Annotated in this window: 30 protein-coding genes; 18 read left to right on the top strand and 12 right to left on the bottom strand. The window is 42.9% G+C overall.

What is annotated here, in order from left to right:
• Nucleotides 1-46: 46 nt before the first annotated feature.
• The 9 genes from ACLIIY_RS22125 to ACLIIY_RS22085 all read right to left on the bottom strand — a co-directional run bounded on the left by ACLIIY_RS22125 (nt 47) and on the right by ACLIIY_RS22085 (nt 7416).
• Entirely contained in the window at nt 47-496 is a 450-nt protein-coding gene (locus tag ACLIIY_RS22125; protein ID WP_434529402.1) for a hypothetical protein, read from the bottom strand.
• The gene (locus ACLIIY_RS22120; RefSeq protein WP_285374795.1) at nt 480-1196 is read right to left on the bottom strand and encodes a winged helix-turn-helix domain-containing protein; all 717 of its coding nucleotides are present in this window, start codon (nt 1194-1196) and stop codon (nt 480-482) included. Before ACLIIY_RS22120 ends, ACLIIY_RS22125 begins: the two co-directional genes overlap by 17 nt.
• Nucleotides 1189-1797, bottom strand: coding sequence for a hypothetical protein (locus tag ACLIIY_RS22115; protein WP_045418438.1), 609 nt, complete (start codon nt 1795-1797; stop codon nt 1189-1191). The genes ACLIIY_RS22120 and ACLIIY_RS22115 overlap by 8 nt, the downstream gene beginning before the upstream one ends.
• Entirely contained in the window at nt 1787-3394 is a 1608-nt protein-coding gene (locus ACLIIY_RS22110; RefSeq protein ID WP_434529401.1) for a hypothetical protein, read from the bottom strand. The genes ACLIIY_RS22115 and ACLIIY_RS22110 overlap by 11 nt, the downstream gene beginning before the upstream one ends.
• Nucleotides 3394-3924 carry a tight adherence pilus pseudopilin TadF gene (gene tadF / locus ACLIIY_RS22105; RefSeq protein WP_434529400.1) on the bottom strand — a complete coding sequence of 177 codons (531 nt, stop codon included), beginning with the start codon at nt 3922-3924 and terminating at the stop codon, nt 3394-3396. Before tadF ends, ACLIIY_RS22110 begins: the two co-directional genes overlap by 1 nt.
• Before the next feature lie 449 nt (nt 3925-4373).
• Nucleotides 4374-5078 carry a tetratricopeptide repeat protein gene (locus ACLIIY_RS22100; protein ID WP_434529399.1) on the bottom strand — a complete coding sequence of 235 codons (705 nt, stop codon included), beginning with the start codon at nt 5076-5078 and terminating at the stop codon, nt 4374-4376.
• Nucleotides 5078-5905, bottom strand: coding sequence for a type II secretion system F family protein (locus ACLIIY_RS22095; protein WP_434529398.1), 828 nt, complete (start codon nt 5903-5905; stop codon nt 5078-5080). Before ACLIIY_RS22095 ends, ACLIIY_RS22100 begins: the two co-directional genes overlap by 1 nt.
• A 65-nt stretch (nt 5906-5970) precedes the next feature.
• Nucleotides 5971-6270 (bottom strand): type II secretion system F family protein, encoded by a 300-nt coding sequence (locus ACLIIY_RS22090; RefSeq protein WP_434529397.1) that lies wholly within the window; start codon nt 6268-6270, stop codon nt 5971-5973.
• Nucleotides 6271-6618: 348 nt separating this feature from the next.
• Nucleotides 6619-7416 (bottom strand): XRE family transcriptional regulator, encoded by a 798-nt coding sequence (locus tag ACLIIY_RS22085; RefSeq protein ID WP_054823679.1) that lies wholly within the window; start codon nt 7414-7416, stop codon nt 6619-6621.
• A 202-nt stretch (nt 7417-7618) separates the two neighbouring features.
• Here ACLIIY_RS22085 and ACLIIY_RS22080 point away from each other — a divergent pair, with 202 nt between their 5' ends.
• From ACLIIY_RS22080 to ACLIIY_RS21995, 18 genes are all read left to right on the top strand, one after another.
• Nucleotides 7619-7891, top strand: coding sequence for a helix-turn-helix domain-containing protein (locus ACLIIY_RS22080; RefSeq protein WP_024701727.1), 273 nt, complete (start codon nt 7619-7621; stop codon nt 7889-7891).
• Nucleotides 7891-9963, top strand: coding sequence for a transposase domain-containing protein (locus ACLIIY_RS22075; protein WP_434529396.1), 2073 nt, complete (start codon nt 7891-7893; stop codon nt 9961-9963). Before ACLIIY_RS22080 ends, ACLIIY_RS22075 begins: the two co-directional genes overlap by 1 nt.
• Before the next feature lie 3 nt (nt 9964-9966).
• The gene (locus tag ACLIIY_RS22070; protein ID WP_025818281.1) at nt 9967-10890 is read left to right on the top strand and encodes an AAA family ATPase; all 924 of its coding nucleotides are present in this window, start codon (nt 9967-9969) and stop codon (nt 10888-10890) included.
• A 1-nt stretch (nt 10891) separates the two neighbouring features.
• Nucleotides 10892-11326, top strand: coding sequence for a hypothetical protein (locus tag ACLIIY_RS22065; RefSeq protein WP_025788362.1), 435 nt, complete (start codon nt 10892-10894; stop codon nt 11324-11326).
• Nucleotides 11317-11562 carry a hypothetical protein gene (locus tag ACLIIY_RS22060; RefSeq protein WP_025818289.1) on the top strand — a complete coding sequence of 82 codons (246 nt, stop codon included), beginning with the start codon at nt 11317-11319 and terminating at the stop codon, nt 11560-11562. Before ACLIIY_RS22065 ends, ACLIIY_RS22060 begins: the two co-directional genes overlap by 10 nt.
• Before the next feature lie 29 nt (nt 11563-11591).
• The gene (locus ACLIIY_RS22055; RefSeq protein WP_025818288.1) at nt 11592-11792 is read left to right on the top strand and encodes an ANR family transcriptional regulator; all 201 of its coding nucleotides are present in this window, start codon (nt 11592-11594) and stop codon (nt 11790-11792) included.
• On the top strand, nt 11789-12484 hold the full coding sequence (locus ACLIIY_RS22050; protein ID WP_025818287.1) for a DUF2786 domain-containing protein: 696 nt from the start codon (nt 11789-11791) through the stop codon (nt 12482-12484). Before ACLIIY_RS22055 ends, ACLIIY_RS22050 begins: the two co-directional genes overlap by 4 nt.
• A gap of 9 nt (nt 12485-12493) precedes the next feature.
• Nucleotides 12494-13123: a DUF3164 family protein gene (locus tag ACLIIY_RS22045; RefSeq protein WP_023624025.1), complete on the top strand. Its 630-nt coding sequence runs from the start codon at nt 12494-12496 to the stop codon at nt 13121-13123.
• Nucleotides 13124-13134: 11 nt separating this feature from the next.
• Nucleotides 13135-13362, top strand: a complete 228-nt coding sequence (locus tag ACLIIY_RS22040; protein ID WP_025818286.1) for a hypothetical protein — start codon at nt 13135-13137, stop codon at nt 13360-13362.
• A 120-nt stretch (nt 13363-13482) separates the two neighbouring features.
• The gene (locus ACLIIY_RS22035; RefSeq protein WP_025818285.1) at nt 13483-13908 is read left to right on the top strand and encodes a hypothetical protein; all 426 of its coding nucleotides are present in this window, start codon (nt 13483-13485) and stop codon (nt 13906-13908) included.
• The gene (locus tag ACLIIY_RS22030) at nt 13898-14350 is read left to right on the top strand and encodes a hypothetical protein (RefSeq protein WP_025818284.1); all 453 of its coding nucleotides are present in this window, start codon (nt 13898-13900) and stop codon (nt 14348-14350) included. Before ACLIIY_RS22035 ends, ACLIIY_RS22030 begins: the two co-directional genes overlap by 11 nt.
• Nucleotides 14341-15321 carry a hypothetical protein gene (locus ACLIIY_RS22025; protein WP_025818283.1) on the top strand — a complete coding sequence of 327 codons (981 nt, stop codon included), beginning with the start codon at nt 14341-14343 and terminating at the stop codon, nt 15319-15321. The genes ACLIIY_RS22030 and ACLIIY_RS22025 overlap by 10 nt, the downstream gene beginning before the upstream one ends.
• On the top strand, nt 15318-15554 hold the full coding sequence (locus ACLIIY_RS22020) for an SEC-C metal-binding domain-containing protein (RefSeq protein WP_025818282.1): 237 nt from the start codon (nt 15318-15320) through the stop codon (nt 15552-15554). Before ACLIIY_RS22025 ends, ACLIIY_RS22020 begins: the two co-directional genes overlap by 4 nt.
• On the top strand, nt 15551-15763 hold the full coding sequence (locus tag ACLIIY_RS22015; protein WP_031426751.1) for a hypothetical protein: 213 nt from the start codon (nt 15551-15553) through the stop codon (nt 15761-15763). The genes ACLIIY_RS22020 and ACLIIY_RS22015 overlap by 4 nt, the downstream gene beginning before the upstream one ends.
• Before the next feature lie 188 nt (nt 15764-15951).
• On the top strand, nt 15952-17028 hold the full coding sequence (locus ACLIIY_RS22010) for a type I restriction endonuclease (RefSeq protein ID WP_024700527.1): 1077 nt from the start codon (nt 15952-15954) through the stop codon (nt 17026-17028).
• Nucleotides 17029-17152: 124 nt separating this feature from the next.
• Entirely contained in the window at nt 17153-17587 is a 435-nt protein-coding gene (locus ACLIIY_RS22005; RefSeq protein ID WP_051509407.1) for a regulatory protein GemA, read from the top strand.
• Nucleotides 17580-17849: a hypothetical protein gene (locus ACLIIY_RS22000; protein ID WP_024700529.1), complete on the top strand. Its 270-nt coding sequence runs from the start codon at nt 17580-17582 to the stop codon at nt 17847-17849. The genes ACLIIY_RS22005 and ACLIIY_RS22000 overlap by 8 nt, the downstream gene beginning before the upstream one ends.
• Nucleotides 17812-17997, top strand: coding sequence for a hypothetical protein (locus ACLIIY_RS21995; protein WP_140066805.1), 186 nt, complete (start codon nt 17812-17814; stop codon nt 17995-17997). The genes ACLIIY_RS22000 and ACLIIY_RS21995 overlap by 38 nt, the downstream gene beginning before the upstream one ends.
• A 45-nt stretch (nt 17998-18042) precedes the next feature.
• Here ACLIIY_RS21995 and ACLIIY_RS21990 read toward each other — a convergent pair whose 3' ends face one another.
• The 3 genes from ACLIIY_RS21990 to ACLIIY_RS21980 are packed head-to-tail and all read right to left on the bottom strand — an operon-like array spanning nt 18043 to nt 19318.
• A complete protein-coding gene (locus ACLIIY_RS21990; protein WP_153189281.1) occupies nt 18043-18219 on the bottom strand; it encodes a hypothetical protein in 177 nt (58 codons plus the stop codon).
• A gap of 2 nt (nt 18220-18221) precedes the next feature.
• Nucleotides 18222-18425: a hypothetical protein gene (locus ACLIIY_RS21985; RefSeq protein ID WP_025818927.1), complete on the bottom strand. Its 204-nt coding sequence runs from the start codon at nt 18423-18425 to the stop codon at nt 18222-18224.
• Nucleotides 18422-19318: a peptidoglycan-binding domain-containing protein gene (locus ACLIIY_RS21980; RefSeq protein WP_025818928.1), complete on the bottom strand. Its 897-nt coding sequence runs from the start codon at nt 19316-19318 to the stop codon at nt 18422-18424. The genes ACLIIY_RS21985 and ACLIIY_RS21980 overlap by 4 nt, the downstream gene beginning before the upstream one ends.
• Nucleotides 19319-19323: the final 5 nt, after the last annotated feature.

The raw sequence follows: 19323 nt of genomic DNA, 5'->3' as shown, positions 1-19323 counted from the left end.
AAGGCGGCAAGACAAGAGCCCCACTCAAGCAGTAGGGCTTCTAATATCATCCGTTTGTGTTATCAGTGGTCTTTTGCAGCAAAATGAACTTGCCTTCTGAATGCACCACCAATACTTTTGGGGAAAGCGTGTAGACTTCTAACCTTTGAACCGAGTGAAAGAAATCATATTTAGATGCTTGCTCGACGGCTTTGTCTTGCTTTTCTCCAATCCCAGTTTCATTGATAACAAAGACATTCTCTTCAATCTTCACCAACTCAAACAGCCTAGTATAGTCGTAACTTTTATCGCCGACCTTGAGCGTTGACTGTAAAAGCAGTTTTCCCCCACTCAAAGCATCAATAATATAGTCAAACTCAACACCTTCATTAGTCGATACGTTTGCCGAGAAGCGATGAGATATATCGTGATACGCGGGCTTCTTCAGCATAAAAATGCCCAAACAAGAGAAAATTAGAACAACCAACACGTCCTTCTTCTTACAGCGAAGCAACATAAATGTCACCCTTGACCTTACTGATTATATACGATCCTTTCTTGTCGAAATCAAAATTTGAAATCTCAGTGCACGCTATTTCTTCACTCGTAAAAATCACGTTTGCGTCAATGTCGCATTTATCTAACAGCAATGGGGATGAATCGATTTCCAGTGGCAATTTTGGATAATGTAAAGCATTGCGACTCAACATGATCCCAACGAAAAACACTGAGAGAAGAAAAACAAAACCCAGATCTCTTACTCTAAACTCACGATTCTCATTAATGCTGAAAAGCTCTTTGAGGAACTGAGATTGAAAAAAACGGTACTTTTTCTCGGATTCTGGGTCACGATCGTAAATGCTATTCGCCGCATAAGTGATCTCATCATCATTAAACTCGTAACCATCATTTAATGTTAAATAGTAGCCAACCCCACGTTGGCTTTTAATTTCCACTATTTGCTCAAGGGGCTTGAGCTGCCTTCTTGTTTTCGATATCAACTGAATAAGATTGGAACTATCTGGCCGATAATTCCCCTCGTTTGCGTTTCCCCAAACTTCATCAATAATCGAATCGCTTGACCGTACTTCACCTTGACTGTGTATGAGGTAATAGAAAAGATTGAATTCATATTTGGTAAAATGGATATCAATTCCATTTTCACCATATAAGCTTCTTTTCTTTTTATCGATAGTCCAAAATGTCTCTTTATTCATAGGTTAATCCATATATCGACACACTTCGTCGTTTTGATTTGTAGAATTCCTCGTTCGCTTTAGAGCTATCTTGCCCAAAAGCACCTAAATTCATTAAGAAAATATCTTTACGACCTTTCAGTTTCTCGACAACCTCATTACCACGTTTTAGCGAAAGGTTTAGGTTATAAATTGTGTCCCCGACAATCGAAGAAGAACCTACGACAAGCAAGGCATCTGCATCGATGAACTCGTTCGTTGAAGAGATATGAGATAAATCCGCATCTCGCGTTTCATACAATGCCGTATCAAAATAGACCGTAGTTAGATGCCTAAAATTATTGTTATTCAATGTTCTGTGCAAAGCAGAGAAGTCGTTTCGTTCGCAGATATCATAGGAGGATGCCTTCAGCTCACTAAGCTTCTGTTTCAAGACATAGCTGTGAACTGAATGAGATTCGATAGTACGCCCCATAAAGGAGTAATAGTTACCATCTTTCATTGTGTTCTTTGCGATCAAATAGGTATCACAACTCTCAACTAACTCTTGAGCAATGACTGTATGACTGAAGGTAAACATCAGCGTCAAAGCAAATTTCACAAAATATGATTTATTCTTCATCGTCTTCATTTCCAATATAAGTAGAGCTAGATTCTTGTAAAAGTTCGTAGGAGATTCTGTCTGCAAGCTTCTCATCTTCATCAATTTCATCGATATCAATAATTCCCGTTGATTTATTCCAAGCGTTGGCACAATTTAACGCTTCAATATCATCAAGATTCGAATTGGTATCGACTATAAATATCGACTTAGCTGACACATCATTAACGTATTTGTTCTGCACCGTGCTGCAAAAATCCGAGAGTATGTCTTTGTCTTCGTCTTTTTGGTCCTGTTCAGAAAGATAAGTATCGTCTAAGGAAGTAATATTAATTACGACTGTTCTTTTATTATCTAAGTTAAATGCATTTTTCAGTGAATAGTTAAAGCCCTGAATTGGAGAAACAAAGCTATCACTGAAATCCATACTATTAACTATTGAGAGAAACTTACTATACTCACTCGAATTAGCTAGGGCTTGCTGACTCGGGCAGGTCTTAGTGTTTCCGAAGTATTTATTTCTAGTGACTTTCAACTCGTCTACACTAGCCATGTTCGTTCGCTTCGAATCGGAAATAGCGTCACCATCTGTATAGCTGTACCCATTAGACTCGAGAAATTCGTCAAAGTAGTTGTCTAAGTAGAGGTAGTTGGCGCCTCCATAGTTTGGCTTAGCATAGTGATAGGCAAGCTCTTTGTATTCCTCATAAATAGGGCTGGATTCGAGCTCTGCAATCACCTCCTCTTGATCTTCGATCTGTTCTTCTTTGTCCTCGAGGTTAGACTCATACTCCTCAATATCTTCATAAAGGTCGTCAATCTCCCTCTCTAAGCGTTCTCTCTCCGCCTTTAGTTGATCTTTCTCTGCCGGATCCTCTGTTTCAGCAAGCAGTTCATTGATCTCGCTAATACGCCTTTGTTTCGCAGCAATCTGAGAGTTAGCGTTTGATATATTGTTTTCTATCGAAGATTTTTGATTCTCAAGAGTCTTGAGCACATCAAGCTCACCAAAATACTTCTCCCACCATTGAAATGGGAAGTTATCCCCACGTGGGAAGGTGCTCCAACACTTGCCACTTATGTTGATACGATAACCATAAGGAATCACCGTTAGCGTTGAATTGGTTTTATCAAATAATGATTTTAGAGCATCGTTGATTGCATATTTAACTTCATTCGCAATCGAACGAGTTTTAGGATCATTGGAAACAGCGATGATTACGTTTAAATCTTCATAGTGTTTTGCTCTAATAGTTTTTGCACTCACGGTGAATGAATCATTGCCCACACTGCTCAAGCCCGGGGTTAATTTGCGGTGCTGCTGCATAGGCAAAGAGGTCGTCATATACACGACTTCATCATCGTCATACTCTTCAAAGGTCCAGTCATCGTTGGAGCCATTCACATCAAGACCGTTTGATTCAGCCACCTGCTTTTCTACATTCCACTCCGAGTCACCCGTTATTGCGGTAAGATCGTTAAGTTCGCTAGCTGTGTTAATCTGCACTTTTGCAGCTAAATAGCTTCGGCTCATATCGTATGAGTAGTAAGCAAATACAATTGCAGACAACATAACCAACAATACGATTGGCGTAGCCGATCCTCTTTGATTTCGCATTAGTGGTGTTTCCCGTAATGAGTGGAAGAAAACTTAACTTCAAACCACTGATAAATTTCTTCTGGCAACTCAATGGTGTTGAACGCGGCAATTTCACGACACAGAGTCACCCTATAGACAGAGTGGAACTTCTTATAAGCATTGATAACGGGGGTGATATCGGAAAGTGATGTATCTATGTCACACGCTTTCCCTTCAATATCGTTGTTGATGCGAACTTTCTTGTACTTCTGTCGATTCGACGTGACCTCCCCGTAAGCTAGCTCTTCAACGATGATTGAGATGTTTCTCTCTTCGAGATGAAAAGCATCCGATAACTTTTGTACCTCTGCCTCTTTCAAATTGCCTTCAAATATATCGCGACGATTGGATATCACTTCACCAGCTTGATAAGCCATATCAGACATCTCAAACTTTAAAGACGTTGAAGCGGCATATTGCATAGTTAACAACAACGCAAGAAACAAAACAGGCGCAAGAATCGTCGTTTCAACCGCCATCCCACCATGCTCTGAATTAATAAATCTCATTGACGATAACCAGTTCTCTTTTCATGTCTAAGAAGGCTGATGGATATATCGTTGAAAACAGCCATGAAAATCTCTTGTAGTCGAAATCAAAGGAAATAAGAATTAAGTTTGTTTTCTTTATATTACTTTGATTGCATACCAGTTCGTTTTTACGTTCAACTAAATCATCGACAGTTTGAAAGCAAGTGAATGCAAGTGAGCTAGCATTTATATCGATGACATTTGTATTTACTTTATGATTCAATTCTTTTATAAAGTTCGACTTTGATAGTTCTACGTTGTCTTCTTTCTCTATGGACTTGTAATCGAATAACTGAACTGAGCGAGTAATATTGTAATTAAGTAGACTCTCATTACCTACATATTGAAAGAATCCAACTATGACAATCAAGATATAGATAATAATAGGAATGGTGAATACAGCCTCTATAGCAGCTATACCATCCTCGTCATTTAAGTGAGGTATATTTAATATCTTCATAAATTAACAAGGCCTTTTCTTTGTCTTTATATTTTTGATTGAGAAGGTCAATGACCATTTCGTCTTGGCCTGCAACTATGCCTGCTAAGACAACATACTCAATGTCATTAGTACCAGTTTCATACGAGTTATAGATCTTCAAAAAGTTTGCTTTATCATCAGGTTTGTAAGCGAATCTAGAAAGCAGCATGTTGTTGTAGATACTTTCCGAGGTCGGATATTTTTTACTCAATGTATTAAAGCGTTCACTACATTGTTTTTTTCCAAGTTCTTGGCACTGTGAGACCGCATATAAATTGTCGACTTTCGCTGCTAGCTTATTGTTTCCTGAGTATCCCTGAGTCTTTTTTATGTCATCAAGATAACTTCTAGAACGCTCTTTATCGCCATTTTCTAGATAAATAACCGCTAGCAAATACAAGTCGTCATAATTGAGTTTCTCTTTAGTACTCAAAACGTAAATAGCCCGATCTCCGTTGCCATTTTTGTAGAACGAGTAAGCTAGCAAGAAGTTCTCTCTATCACTAAGCTGCTTTTTCTCTGATAGTTGTGTGATAACTTTGTCGTAGCTTTCTAAATTGAATGCCAGCTCTGCGCTTTCATAGTCTTGCCCTGTAGACTGACACCCAAACAAGGCGAGGCACAGCATTGAAATACCGAATTTTTTTTTCATTACATCTTACTCACTAGGTTCAGGACGCCCGGGGCGATGATTTCGACAATAATTGGGAACATGATGAAAACAATGAGCGGGATTCCCATTTTCGCGTTCACCTTACCTATCTTTTCTTCGGTTTCGATGAAGTGAAAATCACGGGTTTCCTTAGACAAAACACGTAGAGCTTCTGTCACTGCTGCACCGCTTTCTACCGCGTTTTCGAGTACCGCCGTAAAATCTTTAACCTCTTGTAGGTCCAAATTTTTACGTAGGTTTTCCCCCGCAATGCTAAAGCCATTATTCGAAATATCATTCGAGTAGATCTTGATGTAGTTTGCCAGTGAAGATGACATGTTTCCGATATACTCAGACACAGCGATGAGACCCAATTCCACCGTCATACCAGATTTTGTCGCAGTTGCTAATAGGTCCAAGAAGTAAGTAAAGTTAGTCTTAATTCGACGTCGTTCTTCGTTAATAAAAAATGTCCTAAAGATCATCTTTATCATAATATTATTAACTATTATAAAGACCACCATAAAAGCCAGCATTTTTATTTTGTCTTCATTCAGGTAGTAAACAACAGCCAAACCTAGTATTGCTTCTAGAAAATAAATAAGAAAAAAATTGGTTTTATCTTTTTTCTTAACCAAACCACCTGAAGGTAGCATTGTATAAAGTTCGTTTTCAGATAGGTACTTTGTAATCAATGAATATAAGAAATCATCTAAAATCTTTTTCTGCTCAGAGATTTGGTTAAATATATTATAGTATTCTTGCTTACTATCATGGTCAGAAATCATAAACTTAAAGTTATCTACATATTCTTGTTCTTCTTTCATACTTTTACTATTAAGTATAAAAACAATTGAACCAAGTAAGAAAAGTAGAATACTGATGGCAATAATCATAGCGCTACACTGTCAATCATTCGTTTAATTAAAACAAAGCCAATACTTACACTTGTAACCACATAGATAAGTATGTACTTACCGTATTGTTCGCTAATCAAATACTCATAGTTTTCAACTGCAAAGCTCTTGAGAACAAAGAGCATCAAAAAAGGTAACACAACCAATATCTTTGCTGCCCCTCGTGACTCAGATGTCAACGCCAATGTCTTCTTACGAATAACCTGAGAAGCAACAAGATCTTGGGCAAGTTCGTTTAGAGAATCTTTGATGCTGCCACCGCGTTTTAGGCTCATTTGAACGTTTGCACTGAATACCGCATACCCTTTGTGAGGGTGTTAAATCAAAACTAACTAAATTGTTATTTTTAAGAGAGAGTCAATGAAGTGCCATTCTATAAGGGATTGGAGGGATTTAAAGCGAATTCATGATCCTTTTTAAAACTCGCTTTAAATCCACTTAAAACAAACCAAAAATAACACACCAATCAAACAGCATCTAATTCTCTGTGCTCTTCTTTATCATATAGTCCGCATTCACCATTTTCATGAACTGGACATTCAAAATTACCACGCCCTGTCATTAAGCACGAGCCATCTGGCTGCATGTAAACGCATTGCTTGACTGGTTTCGCTACGCGTCCTCTAATCCTTGGCTGGCTGGCTGGCTGGCTGGCTGGCTGGCTGGCTGGCTGGCTGGCTCGGTCTGCCCATTACCATTACCACTTCACCAATTACGCGCATGCGATCTTGCATGAGCTCATCGTGGCTTATGAACTCTTCCGAATATTCGGGATTGTCACTAATGATGCGGTATCCGTTCTTCTGGAGACTGTATTGTAAGCGCTTAACCTTTAGCATCCCATCAATGCTAATGACATGAACACCACTTAAGACGTTGTCTGCGTTGAACTCAACGCGTTTTAAGAGCAAATCGTCCCCACTTTCTATATATGGAGCCATTGAGTCCCCTTTGGCCTCAATAATGAGTAGCTCTGCATGTGAAAGCCTATTCCGCTTTAAGTACTCATCACTAAACGGATAGTATTCTTCAATGCTTTCTTCTTCTATATACGATCCTCCACCAGCAGAGGCTGCAACGTTGACCTTTTCAATATAACTGACGCGAACGTTAGGAAAGGCTTCATGCTCACCACTTACGCTTTCTACTTCCTCATCTTCTCCGCACCCAGTAGCTAACCACTGTAGGCTAACATGTTCAGCTTCAGCTATGGTTATGGCTCTATCTATAGACGGCATTGAGCCTTGGTTTATGTAACGGTCAAGCGTTGATGTAGATACTCCCCACTTTTGAGCAACCTCTCTGGTCTTGCCCCTATTAGCGAGCAACCGTAAACGTTCAGAAATAGATCCTTTTCTATCGCTTATATTCGGATCATTTGCGTGTTTTTTTTCTTTTGGATCCGTTTTTATATAACTCATTGTTTTCACTACCCTTTAAGAATTTATCACCTAAAATCGCAGCAAAATAGAAACGGATCGCAAAAAGTAGCTTGCATTGCTCCTAATTGCGATCAATACTTACCCACATCGGTTAACGGAAAGGGTATCTTTGCTGATAAGTAAGTTGGCTAAGTAAGCTTACTCAGGCGCAAGGGTATCAAAACTTAAAGTGGAGATCACTATGTCACAAAATGCAGCTCCTCTTTTTTTAGCGTTAGTTAACGCTTTAGACGGAGAAAAGGATGTGCCTCGCTGTTACATCACTGCCGCACTTCGAGACGTTGGTTGGCAAGTTTCGACCTTGTCAAAAGCCAAAGGCGTGGATCTAAAAAACGCTTTAGATCGCCCTTGGATTAAAGGTGAAGAAATCATAGCGGAAACTCTTGGTGTTAAACCGGAGCAGATTTGGCCCGTTCGCTATCGCGAGCGTTCAAAAATGGTGAGGGTCGCTTGATGTATTTCACAGTGCAAGAATTGATGGGCAAGCCAGGTATGCCAGAAGGTGAACGTAATGTTCGAATCAAACTGAGCAAAATTGCAACCGATGAACACAAGCGTAAGCGTGAGGTTTCGTCTGGTCGCAAACCAATGGAGTTTCACATCGACTGCCTGCCAGCAGAAACTCGCATGGCTTTGATGCAGCAAATTGCCAAAGAAGAAGCGGACAAGTCTCAATCTGCCGAAACTCGTGAAATGTCTAGCGCAGAGCTTTGGTATGAGTTCGACCTAGCTACTGACAAGCAAAAAGAAAGAGCGACGGTAGCTCATGAGTTATGTGTTCGTGTGCGCACCTATGTGGACGATGGAATGAACCAAAGAGAGGCGATGCGTAAAGTTGCCGATGAAGCTGGTTGCTCCTTTGGTCGCATTCATCGCTACTTCTACAACTCCCCTGGTTTGCGCATTAATCGCATCCCAAAGAACGACTGGCTTCCAGCGTTGCTTGATGGTCGAGGTGGTGCAACTCGCACTGCTGACATGCCGGATGAGGCATGGGAATTATTCAAAGCGGACTATCTTCGTCCTGAAATGAAGTCCGGTACATTCACGGAAGTTTATCGTCGCTTGAGTCGTATCGCAGAAGCTCGTGGTTGGGAACTGCCATGTCTAGGTACTTTTAAAAACCGTGTAAAGCGAGACATTCCAAAAGAACTTGTTTTACTCAAGCGTTTTGGTCTTGCTGAGTTCCAGCAAACCGTTATTCCAGCTCAACGTCGCTCTCGTAAGGGGTTGCATGCTATGCAAGTCGTCGCTGGAGATGGTCACAAATGTCGCGTGTTCTGTAAGCGAAACGGCAAGGTGTTCCGTCCTGTAATTTGGGCCTTCATTGATGTGTATAGCTCGATGATTGTTGGTTACAGCGTTGATATTAGCGAAAACACAGAAATGCTTGGTTTGGCTGTGTACAACATGGTGAGTAAATATCACGCCCCTACGCAGTACATCTTTGACCGAGGCAGTGTCTTGCTGAGTGAAGCGATGACTGGGCGTATGTCTCGACCTAAGCGTGACGGCAGCGGAAAGCTCGTACACAAGAAATTCGATGCTTACGAGATTGAAGGCGCGCTAACCGCGATGGGTTCAACGGTTAACTGGATCCGTCGTTACGACGATAACGAAGGTTCAAAAGGTAACTCTCGTGCGAACCCTATTGAGCGCCTCTGGCACTCCAAAGGTGGCTTTGGTCAGTTTGAGCGTGAGCCTGTTTTTGATGAGGCATACACGGGCGCAAATATTGACGACAAGCCAGCAAACTACAACGAAAACAACGCCGTGGATTACGACGTATTTTTAGAGCATCTCGACGCATGGATTCACCGTTGGAATCATGAAGAAGGTCGTCGCACTGAGATGGCAAAAAGCCGGAAGCTGAGTTACGCGCAAGTGTTTAAAGAGAGTTACGAGCAATCAGAAATACCTAAACCAACACAAGAGCAGTTAGCGCTTTGTTTGCTGAGAACTCGTAAAGCCGTAAAGGTTCACGAAGGTGGCTTGGTTGACCTCAACGCTGGCGATTACTCCAACCATGAAACGAACCGCTACCGTTCGCCGCTTCTTTTTGAGTACGTAGGTTCAAAGGTCATGTTGCGATTCAATCCTTACGACTTAACTCAGTACGTACTGGCCTACTCAGAAGATGGGCGTTTTATCGGGAAAATTCCGCTTTATGGTGATGTGGCAGTTAATGACTTGAGCGCACCACGACATAAGCGCCTGATGGAAGAGAGTGAAGTGGAGCGCGTTGAAAATATCGCTTCAGTCATGATCACCAAAACCGTTGATGACCTCGTTGAAGCTTACGCACCAAAAGAACACGAGAAAACCGACATCGGCGGTCCAGTACCTGGCATTACGAAGATGGTGCCAAGTATGCCTAGAACACTTGATGACTTTAGTGATTTCGATATGGGAGAAAAAACAAAACGCGCCGTTGGTCATGACGCGTCTTGGGATGCTGATGATGATTACTTCAACGATGATATGACCCGAGTAATACAGCAGCAATTTGGAAAGAATACGGAGTAAAGAATGAATGATGTAATTGAGCGTGTCAAGCTGGCTCGACTTGAGCACGGTCTGACACAACGAGCGATTGCTCGCGAATCAGGGGTTAACGAAGGCTCACTCAGTGCGTTGTTAAAGCATGGCACTTGCGCTGGTGATGAGCAGAGTTATATCAAGAAACTTGAAATGTGGCTTAACAATCGAGACCACCAGCAGGAAACAAGAAGCACACTTGCTTCCCCTGCATTCTTAGAGCTGCCAACTGCTAAGCGCATTATGAACCTGATGTCGATTGCGCAGAACCTGTCTTCTTGGAGCATGGTGTATGAAGGCGCTGGCGTTGGTAAAACGAAAGCGGCTGAAGAGTACCAACGTACACACAACAACGTGTGGATTGTGACCGCTTCACCGTTTTGTAAAACATCAGCCTATGTGATTGGCGAGCTGGCTGAGCAGCTAGGTGTTCGTGGATGTCGCACGATTGCTACTCAAACCAAGGCGGTAGCTAAAGAGCTTGTAGGTCGTAACGGCCTTGTGATTATCGACGAGGCGCAATACCTCAGCGACGATACGCTAAACGGCATTCGTATCCTGATCGAAGGTAAAGCTGGCGGCATGCTGCTTGGTAACGATGTGGTCCGTACTCGCATGACGGCGACACGCTCAAAAGTGAACATGAAAGCGTTTTGGTCACGCGTGATTAGCCCAGCAATGATTAAGCATCCAGTTCCTGACGACATTGATATGTTTGTGCGCGCTTGGGGCGTAACAGATGCTGAGATTCTTCGCTACGCACAGCGCATCACTCCGCAAACAGAAGGTCAACTTCGTAGTCTCGATAACATCCTAAAACTTGCATCATCGAGAGCGTTGTCATCAGGTGAGCCGCTTAATGTTGAACACGTCAAACGCGCCCACCTGAAACTAGCAGAGAACTTGAGAGGTTAGCATGTTGGAAGTTGAAAAAGTGATGGCTCACATGAAAGCGAATCCAGGTACTTGGTTAGCTGAGCGTGAAATTACAAAAGCGGTTGGATCGAAAGCAAGCCCTAAAGGCATGACTCGCTCTCTAATGCACTTGGCATCAATTGGTGGGCTAATTACTAAAAAAGAACCAGGTCGCCCTTACTTCTACAAATACAAAGGGGACGTGGAGAGTGTTGGTAAATGCAAGGGCTGCAAGAGTTCTGTCGAGGCTCGAGTGCTTGTCGATGGTCATTGTAATCAATGCCGCAAGGGCAAAAGCCTAAGCCCAACACTTTCTGATGTCGATGCGTGGCGCGCGGCACGAGATAAAATTTTTACTACTGTATTGCGCCTTCCATTTGGGCTTCCAACTGGTGCTTATGAACGAATTGTACGAGGTAACAAATTATGTCTTTAGCGGAGCAAGTTGTGGTACTTGGAGGCTCTTGGGTTGACCAACGCAAACAAATGGGCCGCTCTGAAATTTTGGTTTGTGAGCGTCCATTATCTCTCGATAAAGAAGCCGTACGCGCAGAGATTGGTGACGCAAAGCCGTTTGATATTTATCAAGTTAAGAATGGCATTGGAACGCTCATGAACGCGCTTCGAATCGGACGCAGTTTGATTGTTTGGCAAGTTCAACCAAAACATTAGTTTTTTAATCAATAAAGGAACATAAACACATGGCAACAACAGTAAGTCGTAACGAGTATCGCATCCATGCCACTGATGCAGCAGAAGCGGAACGTAAGGGTGATTATCAAGCAGCAGCTTACCATTGGAAAACGGCTGGTATCTACGCTCCGAATGCAACCGAATCGCACTGGGTATCCGCTCGTGTAGATTTTTGTGAAATGAAAAATAAAGAGGAAGTTGTTGCGTGAGCAATCAAAAAATTATCGAGCGCATTAAGAAGCTACTCCGTTTAGCGGCTCGTTCAACAAATGAAGGTGAAGCTGCCAACGCTCTATCTCAAGCGCAAAAGCTAATGGCGAAACATGGGCTTGATTCACATGCGCCAGAGCTGAGTGACGTATGCCAAGCCGATGTGCTTTCAAAGTTGAAAGCCAATAAACCTGCTGCTTATTTTTCTGGGTTGGTGTGGTTGGTTGCTGAATCGTTTGGGTGTCATGTGCATCGAGCAGACTCATGGGATGGTAAGCACCGAGTTGTTTTTACTGGACACAACGAACGCCCTGAAGTCGCAACGTATGTGTATGAGGTGTTAGAGCGTCAATTGTTGAAAGCGCGAAAAGAGTTTTTAGCGACCCTAAATAAGCGCCTTAAACGCACCACGAAGACCGCTCGCGCTGACATGTTCTGTGAAGGTTGGGTAACAGCGGTTCGTTCAAAGGTTAACGCTTTAGCCTTGAGTGACGCTGAGTCCACTCAAATCAAAGAGTTTCAAAGTAAGAAGCATGGCGAACTGAAAACTCTAAACGTTCGCTCTGCGTCTGAAAAGAAAGCGCGTGGAGGCGCAGATAACGCATTTTCATCCGGTTATGAATCTGGAAAACAAGCTGAATTAAACCACGGCGTAAATGGTCGTGAATCTCAAAAACTAACAATGAAGTAAGGAATAACCATGACAACTGAAACTAAACAAGCAACACGTCCAGAAGCGCCAGAAGGCTTTGTATATAACGCTGAAGGCAACCTTATTGCTAAGTGCAACATCGCGGCCTCTGATTTGCGTAAAGACGCATTTGTAACGGGCCTTGTGCAACAAGTGAAGGCTCAACGCAAACAACTCGCTCAATTCAAAGCAAACATCGTCAAAGCATTTGAAGAGTTCCGTGTTGAGATGCTTGACCAGTACGGTACGAAATTGCACGCACGAGGCACTGGTGACAATGTGACGATCTTCTCTTTCGATGGTAAGTACAAAATGACTTACAAAACTCAGAAGCTGAAATCGTTGGGCCCAGAGCATGATGCTGCACGTGAGTTAGCTCGTCAGTATTTCGATTCGAAAAAAGAGACGCTGGAGCATGACATGTTGATTGCCGTTCAAGACTTCTTTGTGAAGGACGCATCCATTGCAAACACTATCAGCTTTATCAGCAAAGACTTCAAAGACGAGACGCTTGTAAAAGCTCAGAACGCTGCACGTGACTCTCTATTAATTATCGGTAGCAAGTCTTACTTCAACTTCTATGAACGCGATGAGCAAGGTGAGTACCAACAAGTGCATCTTAATTTCGCGAAACTATAAAGGCCACCATTATGACTACAACAGCAGATAGCTTAATCAGTACTAGCGTTGCGGATGCTAAGTCTACGCTAGAGTGCTTACTAAGCAATAAGCCTCAGAGAGCAAAAGAGCTAGCAGAGAAAACTCTTAATAAGTTACCTGTGCCAAGTCCTAACGAAAGAAACTGGCATATGACTCGTATCGCCATGCTTCGCACTATCGTTCGACGTGCAGATAAATTACTCGCAACGAGTAAATAAACCCACTCAGTAAATAACACATTAAATACAGCGAGCAGAGCTCTAGAGCTTCACTGCTTTGGATTCGCTCGCTTTAAACATCGTTAAAACATTATTTAAACCGGATTTAAGGAATTAAACATGACTAATAAAGATACCTTGTCAGATATGTTTGATAGCTCGGTTCGAGTGTCCAGAATCATACATTTACGCAGTATGTTTGCTGATACCCCAGAGAATGGCGTATGGCGTCTGTTCGAAGATTCGTTCGACGAAATTGCAGAAGCTATTGGTGTAGGGCTTCCTGAGGAATTGTTGCACGACGAGGTTGAGCTTGGTGCTTTCTTTCTTCGTAACGATCAATTTGCTGGTCTTTTAGTTCTGTTTGATACGCCAGTGCCTTTGCGAGTCAATGAAAAAGGCGGCTACTCTTGCTCTTGGAGTCGATACCACAGCAAATGGTTCTACTGCGACACGCTACAAGAGGCTTGTGAAAAGGCTCTGGTTTGGCAAGAAGCTGTGGTGAAGGAAGCATACGAAATCGCAGGAGTTGAATATGACGACTGAAACTCGATCGCTTACTGCTTCTGACTGGACTGAGGTTCAAAGCCAGCTTGAAGGTTTCCTTGCTAACGTTTCGTTCAAATATAAGGGCCACAAAATATCGGTAGTTCGTGAGTATCAAAGCGAATCATCAAGCAAGCTCGCTGTTTATATCGATGACCAAATCAAAGGCGCGTGGATTGATCTTAACTTTGGAAAAATTGGCGAAGTTGATAAACCCAAAGAACGGCCGGGTGTGATTGATGATGTATGGATGTTGAAAACTCAAGCTCGATACGACAAGAAGTTCATCGCAAGTGTCGAGAAGGTTTGGGGCAAGCGTGAAGCGAAAAAGCGCTATCCAGATTTACACAGCAAGCGCCAATTTCGCTGGCCTTATTTCAACAAAGCATCATCAGTGGTGCGTCAATTCAAAAAGCTAGAAGGTATCGAACTATGTCTATAAAACAATTACGCGCTGCTATAGCACCTTGCTGTGGTCTTGGGGCAAATCGTACCGAAGTAGAAGCAGCTTTGAATAACGTCTCAGCGCAGCTTAGTACGCAAGAGCAATTGCTTGTTGAAACGTTGAACATTCTTGAGCATTCGCTGAAAGCTATTCGCTTAGATGCTGTCACAGAAGAGCTTCTTCAAAATCATTACGGTGCAATCAAAGCAATTCGTGAGCACTTTGAATCCGCTCAATCAAATGAGCGCTACTCGGTCGAGTTAATAGTGCAAGCTCAGTCGCTAACTGAAGCTGAAATCCTAGAAATGATTAAACAACCAGGTCAACTTCAGCTTATGCCTAAGGTTGCGGTGTCTCAAATCGACCAGGTGATTCATGATTTGTTCTCTAACAACTGGACTTCTGACCTTCGGACGGCACCCATCGATAAGATGCGAGCGCAGTTATATAAGAACTTAAAAGATCAACTTGCAGGTTATTGGACGGGTCACACTGCGTACTGGATATTGGTTAATGGTGGATTCATCGTTGATGGACCAAAAGGTACTGCAAAACAATTAACACGATTCGGTTCAATGTTTAAAGAAGAGATGGAGTCTATCAATGACACAGCACAAAAAACTCGTTCGCACCTTCAGTCGCAAGCACTACAACAAACAGCCGCAATGGTGCCAATGGCGCAAATCGAAAAAAGCGTCGAAGAACATGTGGCTCATTTCATCTCGTTAATTCGTACTATTCGAGTGAGTGACAAGCTGTTACCAAATGGCTATTGGATTCATCGTACGCGTCGCTGTCCTGTTCAATGTTGGCCTTGGTCTGCTGACGCATCCATAAAGAGCATCGAACGCCGCATTCAAGCCGCCATTAAATCTCGCGAGTTCGCTAAGGCTCAACGTCTCGATAGCGTCAAGCAAGCACTGGTCTTTATTGAATCAAATCCAATTGAATTGGGAGCGATGGCATGAACGAATCACAAGCTCATGAATTGAAAGCGGCAAACCTTAAAGCGATTGAATCTGAGAGCATGCAAAGTGAAGTGTACACAGACGATGAGATCATCCACATCATCGAGCAAGCACTAAAGCCAGCGAACCGTAATCGCCCTTGTATTTGCGGAAGTGGTAAGAAGTACAAGAAATGCTGCCGTGGTGGTCACTTGGTTAAGTTCAATCAATTCAAAAAGGAACACAATCTATGACTGGACTTGAACGCCCGTTCGTTTCAGTCCACTCACGCTCTGCTCTAGAGCGTGAGGTCGAGATGGCTGAAGCGCTAATTGCTGAAAAAGGTTCGGCATACCCAGATGCAACATTTGAAGAAGGCTATATCGCCGCACTAAATATGGTGATGAATCGTCAAGGCTCAAATGTTCGAGAAGATTATGAAGTAATGATGAAGGACAGTTGAATTAATATACAAGATAAAGAGCCTCGTTTACGCGAGGTTTTTATTTGTGCAATTAATGCATAGAGGATATTGACTTGTTACGATAAATAAGATCTTTATCAAAAGCTAATAATTAAAAAATGATCATTTACGTTAGGCTTGACTAATGTAAGTTTTAACTACTTTTACATCAACAAGTTGGATACGCTATGGATTTTATTGAACGCTTACAAGCTCTCGCCAAAAAGGCTTCTCAAATATCTTCAACTCTCGAAACTGAAGAAGCAACTAAAAACGCTTTAATTATGCCTTTTCTTCATTCCGTTTTAGGTTATGACGTATTTGACCCTAGTGAGGTTATCCCTGAGTTTACAGCCGATACGGCGACAAAGAAGGGGGAAAAGGTTGACTACGCGTTAATGAAAGGTGGTGAAGTTCAAATTTTAATTGAATGCAAAAAGTTCGGAGAGCAACTGTCAACAAAACACGCCGCTCAATTGTTCCGATACTTTTCTGTAACTAATGCTCGCTTGGCAGTTTTAACTAACGGAACTGAATATCAGTTTTATACTGACCTAGATGCCCCAAATAAAATGGATGAAAAGCCGTTCCTTATAATGGATTTGCTTAAGCTTGATGAGCATATTGTCCCTGAAATAAAAAAGTTAACGAAAACCTCGTTTGATGTCGAATCTGTGGTTGATGCTGCTGGAGAGCTAAAATATCTGAATCAGATTAAAAAAGTTTTAGCCGAACAGTTTGCAAACCCAGAGGAAGACCTTGTTCGATTCTTTACATCTAAAGTCTATGATGGAGTTCAAACTCCAAAAGTTAAGGCTCAATTTTTAGAGATTACACAAAAAGCTCTCAAACAGTTCTTGAATGACAGTATTAAAGCTCGTTTACAGTCAGCAATTGGTTCGGATTCAAGAACAGAAGATATCCAGGATGTATCATCAGAACCTGAATTAGCAGAAGATGCTGACGGCAAGTCAAAGATTGTAACAACAGAAGAAGAACTTGAAGGGTTCAATGTCGTTCGAGCAATATTAAGACAGAAGTTTGATGTATCTAGGATTGTTCATCGCGACACTCAAAGTTATTTTGGTGTACTTCTTGATGACAATAACCGCAAACCCTTGTGTCGTTTACATTTCAATGCAAAACAAAAATATATTGGTGTTTTGGGTGAGGATCGAAAAGAGACAAGGCATGCAATTTCATCTATTGATGACATTTTCGAGCATGCAGATTTGTTACTTGAAGTTGCATCTAGATACGAATAATACGGACAGCGAACACAAAGCCTCACTCAGTGTGAGGCTTTTTTTTGCACAAAACATTTGCAATCGCAAACCTGTCCGCCCCTACAATAATAAGAGTTATCAATTGACAATTGATGAGAGAAGCATGGTGGACATAAATCGAAACAAGTACTACGGCATGATCCATAAAGGTGTGCAGGCGCTATTAAAAGACCGCATGGGCTTTTGTGATGATGACGAGTATCGCAATTATCTTGGCATTACTGTTGGTAAAACGTCCTGCAAAGAGATGACCGACGAAGAACTGATGGATTTGGTTAAAGGGTTGCGTGATGAAGGCTATCTGACCTTCAACAAGCAACCAGGTGGTCAAGGTGAAGGCAACCGCCCGACGAACGCGCAGTGGGCAAAGCTTGCTGCTTTAGCAAAAGATAAAGGTTGGAGTGGCTTGAATGACGCGCGACTCGATGCGTTCGTTGAGCGCACGGCAGGTGTAAAGAAAACGCGATGGCTGACTCGTACCAAAATCAGTGAAGTCATTCTCGGCTTGGAGCGTTGGTTAGGAGGTCGTCATGGCTAATCATTTTTCCTCTCGTTATCGCGTTATTGAAGTGCGCTCTCAGGCGGACTTGGAGCAACTGCTTGAGCAGATGTGGCCAACCAAAGCCATACCTGCGCATGAATTGTTTGAACGCTTTGGTTCGCCCGTCGATGAGGCAATGATAAAAAGCGTCCTTGGCTATCCACGCAATTGGTACACACCGAAAGAATTAGCCGCTTACTTCTGGAAAGGGAGCAATTACTATGCACAAGAAGAAAAAGATCAATATTGTGACGACTAAGGATGCGATGACTTGTTGCACCTCCAGTCGCAACAATGCCGTTCGCAGCCTCAACTTCTTCGCGTTTAAACTGCACTCATGGTTTGTATTTGTTGAAGACCTGGGGGAAGACGTTGAAAAGAAGAATGAGCAGCTCGCACTGTTTTAAAGAAGATTAAAAGGCGCTTTAAAGAAAGCGCCTTTTTTGTGCCAGCTACTTTTTCGTGGTGCTCTCACATGGCACGCCAAGTTTCACACCATCACCGCCATCACCTGCCGCATTGCATCCTGAGTTGTGACTGCGGTTGTCTGTTTTAATGTACGTTAGGATGTTGGTGCAGCCGCCTAGGCTCACGCATAGAACGATGGCCATCACGACTTTTTTGATCATAGTTAGTCTCCATTATCTTTAGGTTGTTTGCATTGAGTTGCGTTGTCATTGATGCGAACCGATACGCCTACGGAGGTGTCAGCATCCACTTTAAGTGGGCAAGACTCATCACCGTAACTTACGTTGTAACTGGTGATGGCCGTTGCGCAGCCTGTCAGGTTTAACATTACCAATGCTAGAGTGAATAAAATCAGTGCGTTTTTCATAGTCCGTAGATCTCTTTTTCAAAGGTGGTCCAAGTTGATGGGCCGCAAATGCCGTCATCATTGAGTTGGTGTTGTTGCTGAAAATGGATAAGCGCGGTTTGAGTGGCGTTGCCAAACTTACCGTCTGGGTTCAATCCAAGTCCCAACTGCAGCTCTCGAACATCATCGCCTTTACTGCCATGTTGGATGGTTGCTCGTTTGATGTCCGTCCCTACGCCGAGATACAACGCGGTCTCAAATTCAATCGCATAAGCCGCAATGGTTTCCGCTTTGTCTGTACCGTTAATGATGCGCCTAGCATTGATGTAATCAAAAGAGCCGTCCGCCAGCAGGTAGTCGCTTAACTTCTTACCCGTAAACCAGCCTGCCATCATGCCGCTAATCGCGATTTGCGCCGCATAGAATGGATTCAATGCCAGCTCTGGCGCGTTCACAAAATCAATCACACCTTGTTGCCAGCTTCGGCTGTACACCGCCGCCTTGGCTTTGGCGTAGTTCGCGAGCCAAGTCAATTGCACGTAGCCTCTGCCGTAGTAGGTTTGGCCTGTCTCTGGGTCGGGTTCACCGTATGAATGGCCTTGTCCTTTTCCCCATTCTTCAATGGGTTTCATCGTGCGGCCTGTTTCGTGGTAAGTCGTGGCGAGCACGTAAGCCAGGTATTGAAGTGGTACCGTCATGCCCAGCATGACGAACATGGCGTAAACAAACGCAAAGCCGAGAATGCAAGCGCGTTGCGTGCCATTCATTTTCCCATCAAAGAGTGTGGCGTTCGTGCGCGCCAGCATCGCTTTGGTGTTGATGTGAGGCGTTGCTCGCCCCTGGATAAGTCGCTGCGCCTTTTCAATGTTCGCTTTGGCGGTATCAAGAAGCGCGTTTGCTTGCTGTGTTTGCATGAGGT

Source organism: Vibrio sp. K4 (genome assembly GCF_051122595.1).
Lineage (GTDB): Bacteria > Pseudomonadota > Gammaproteobacteria > Enterobacterales > Vibrionaceae > Vibrio > Vibrio owensii.
The sequence above is the reverse complement of the archived record's forward strand: the minus strand, read 5'-3'. Positions and strand labels throughout refer to the sequence as shown.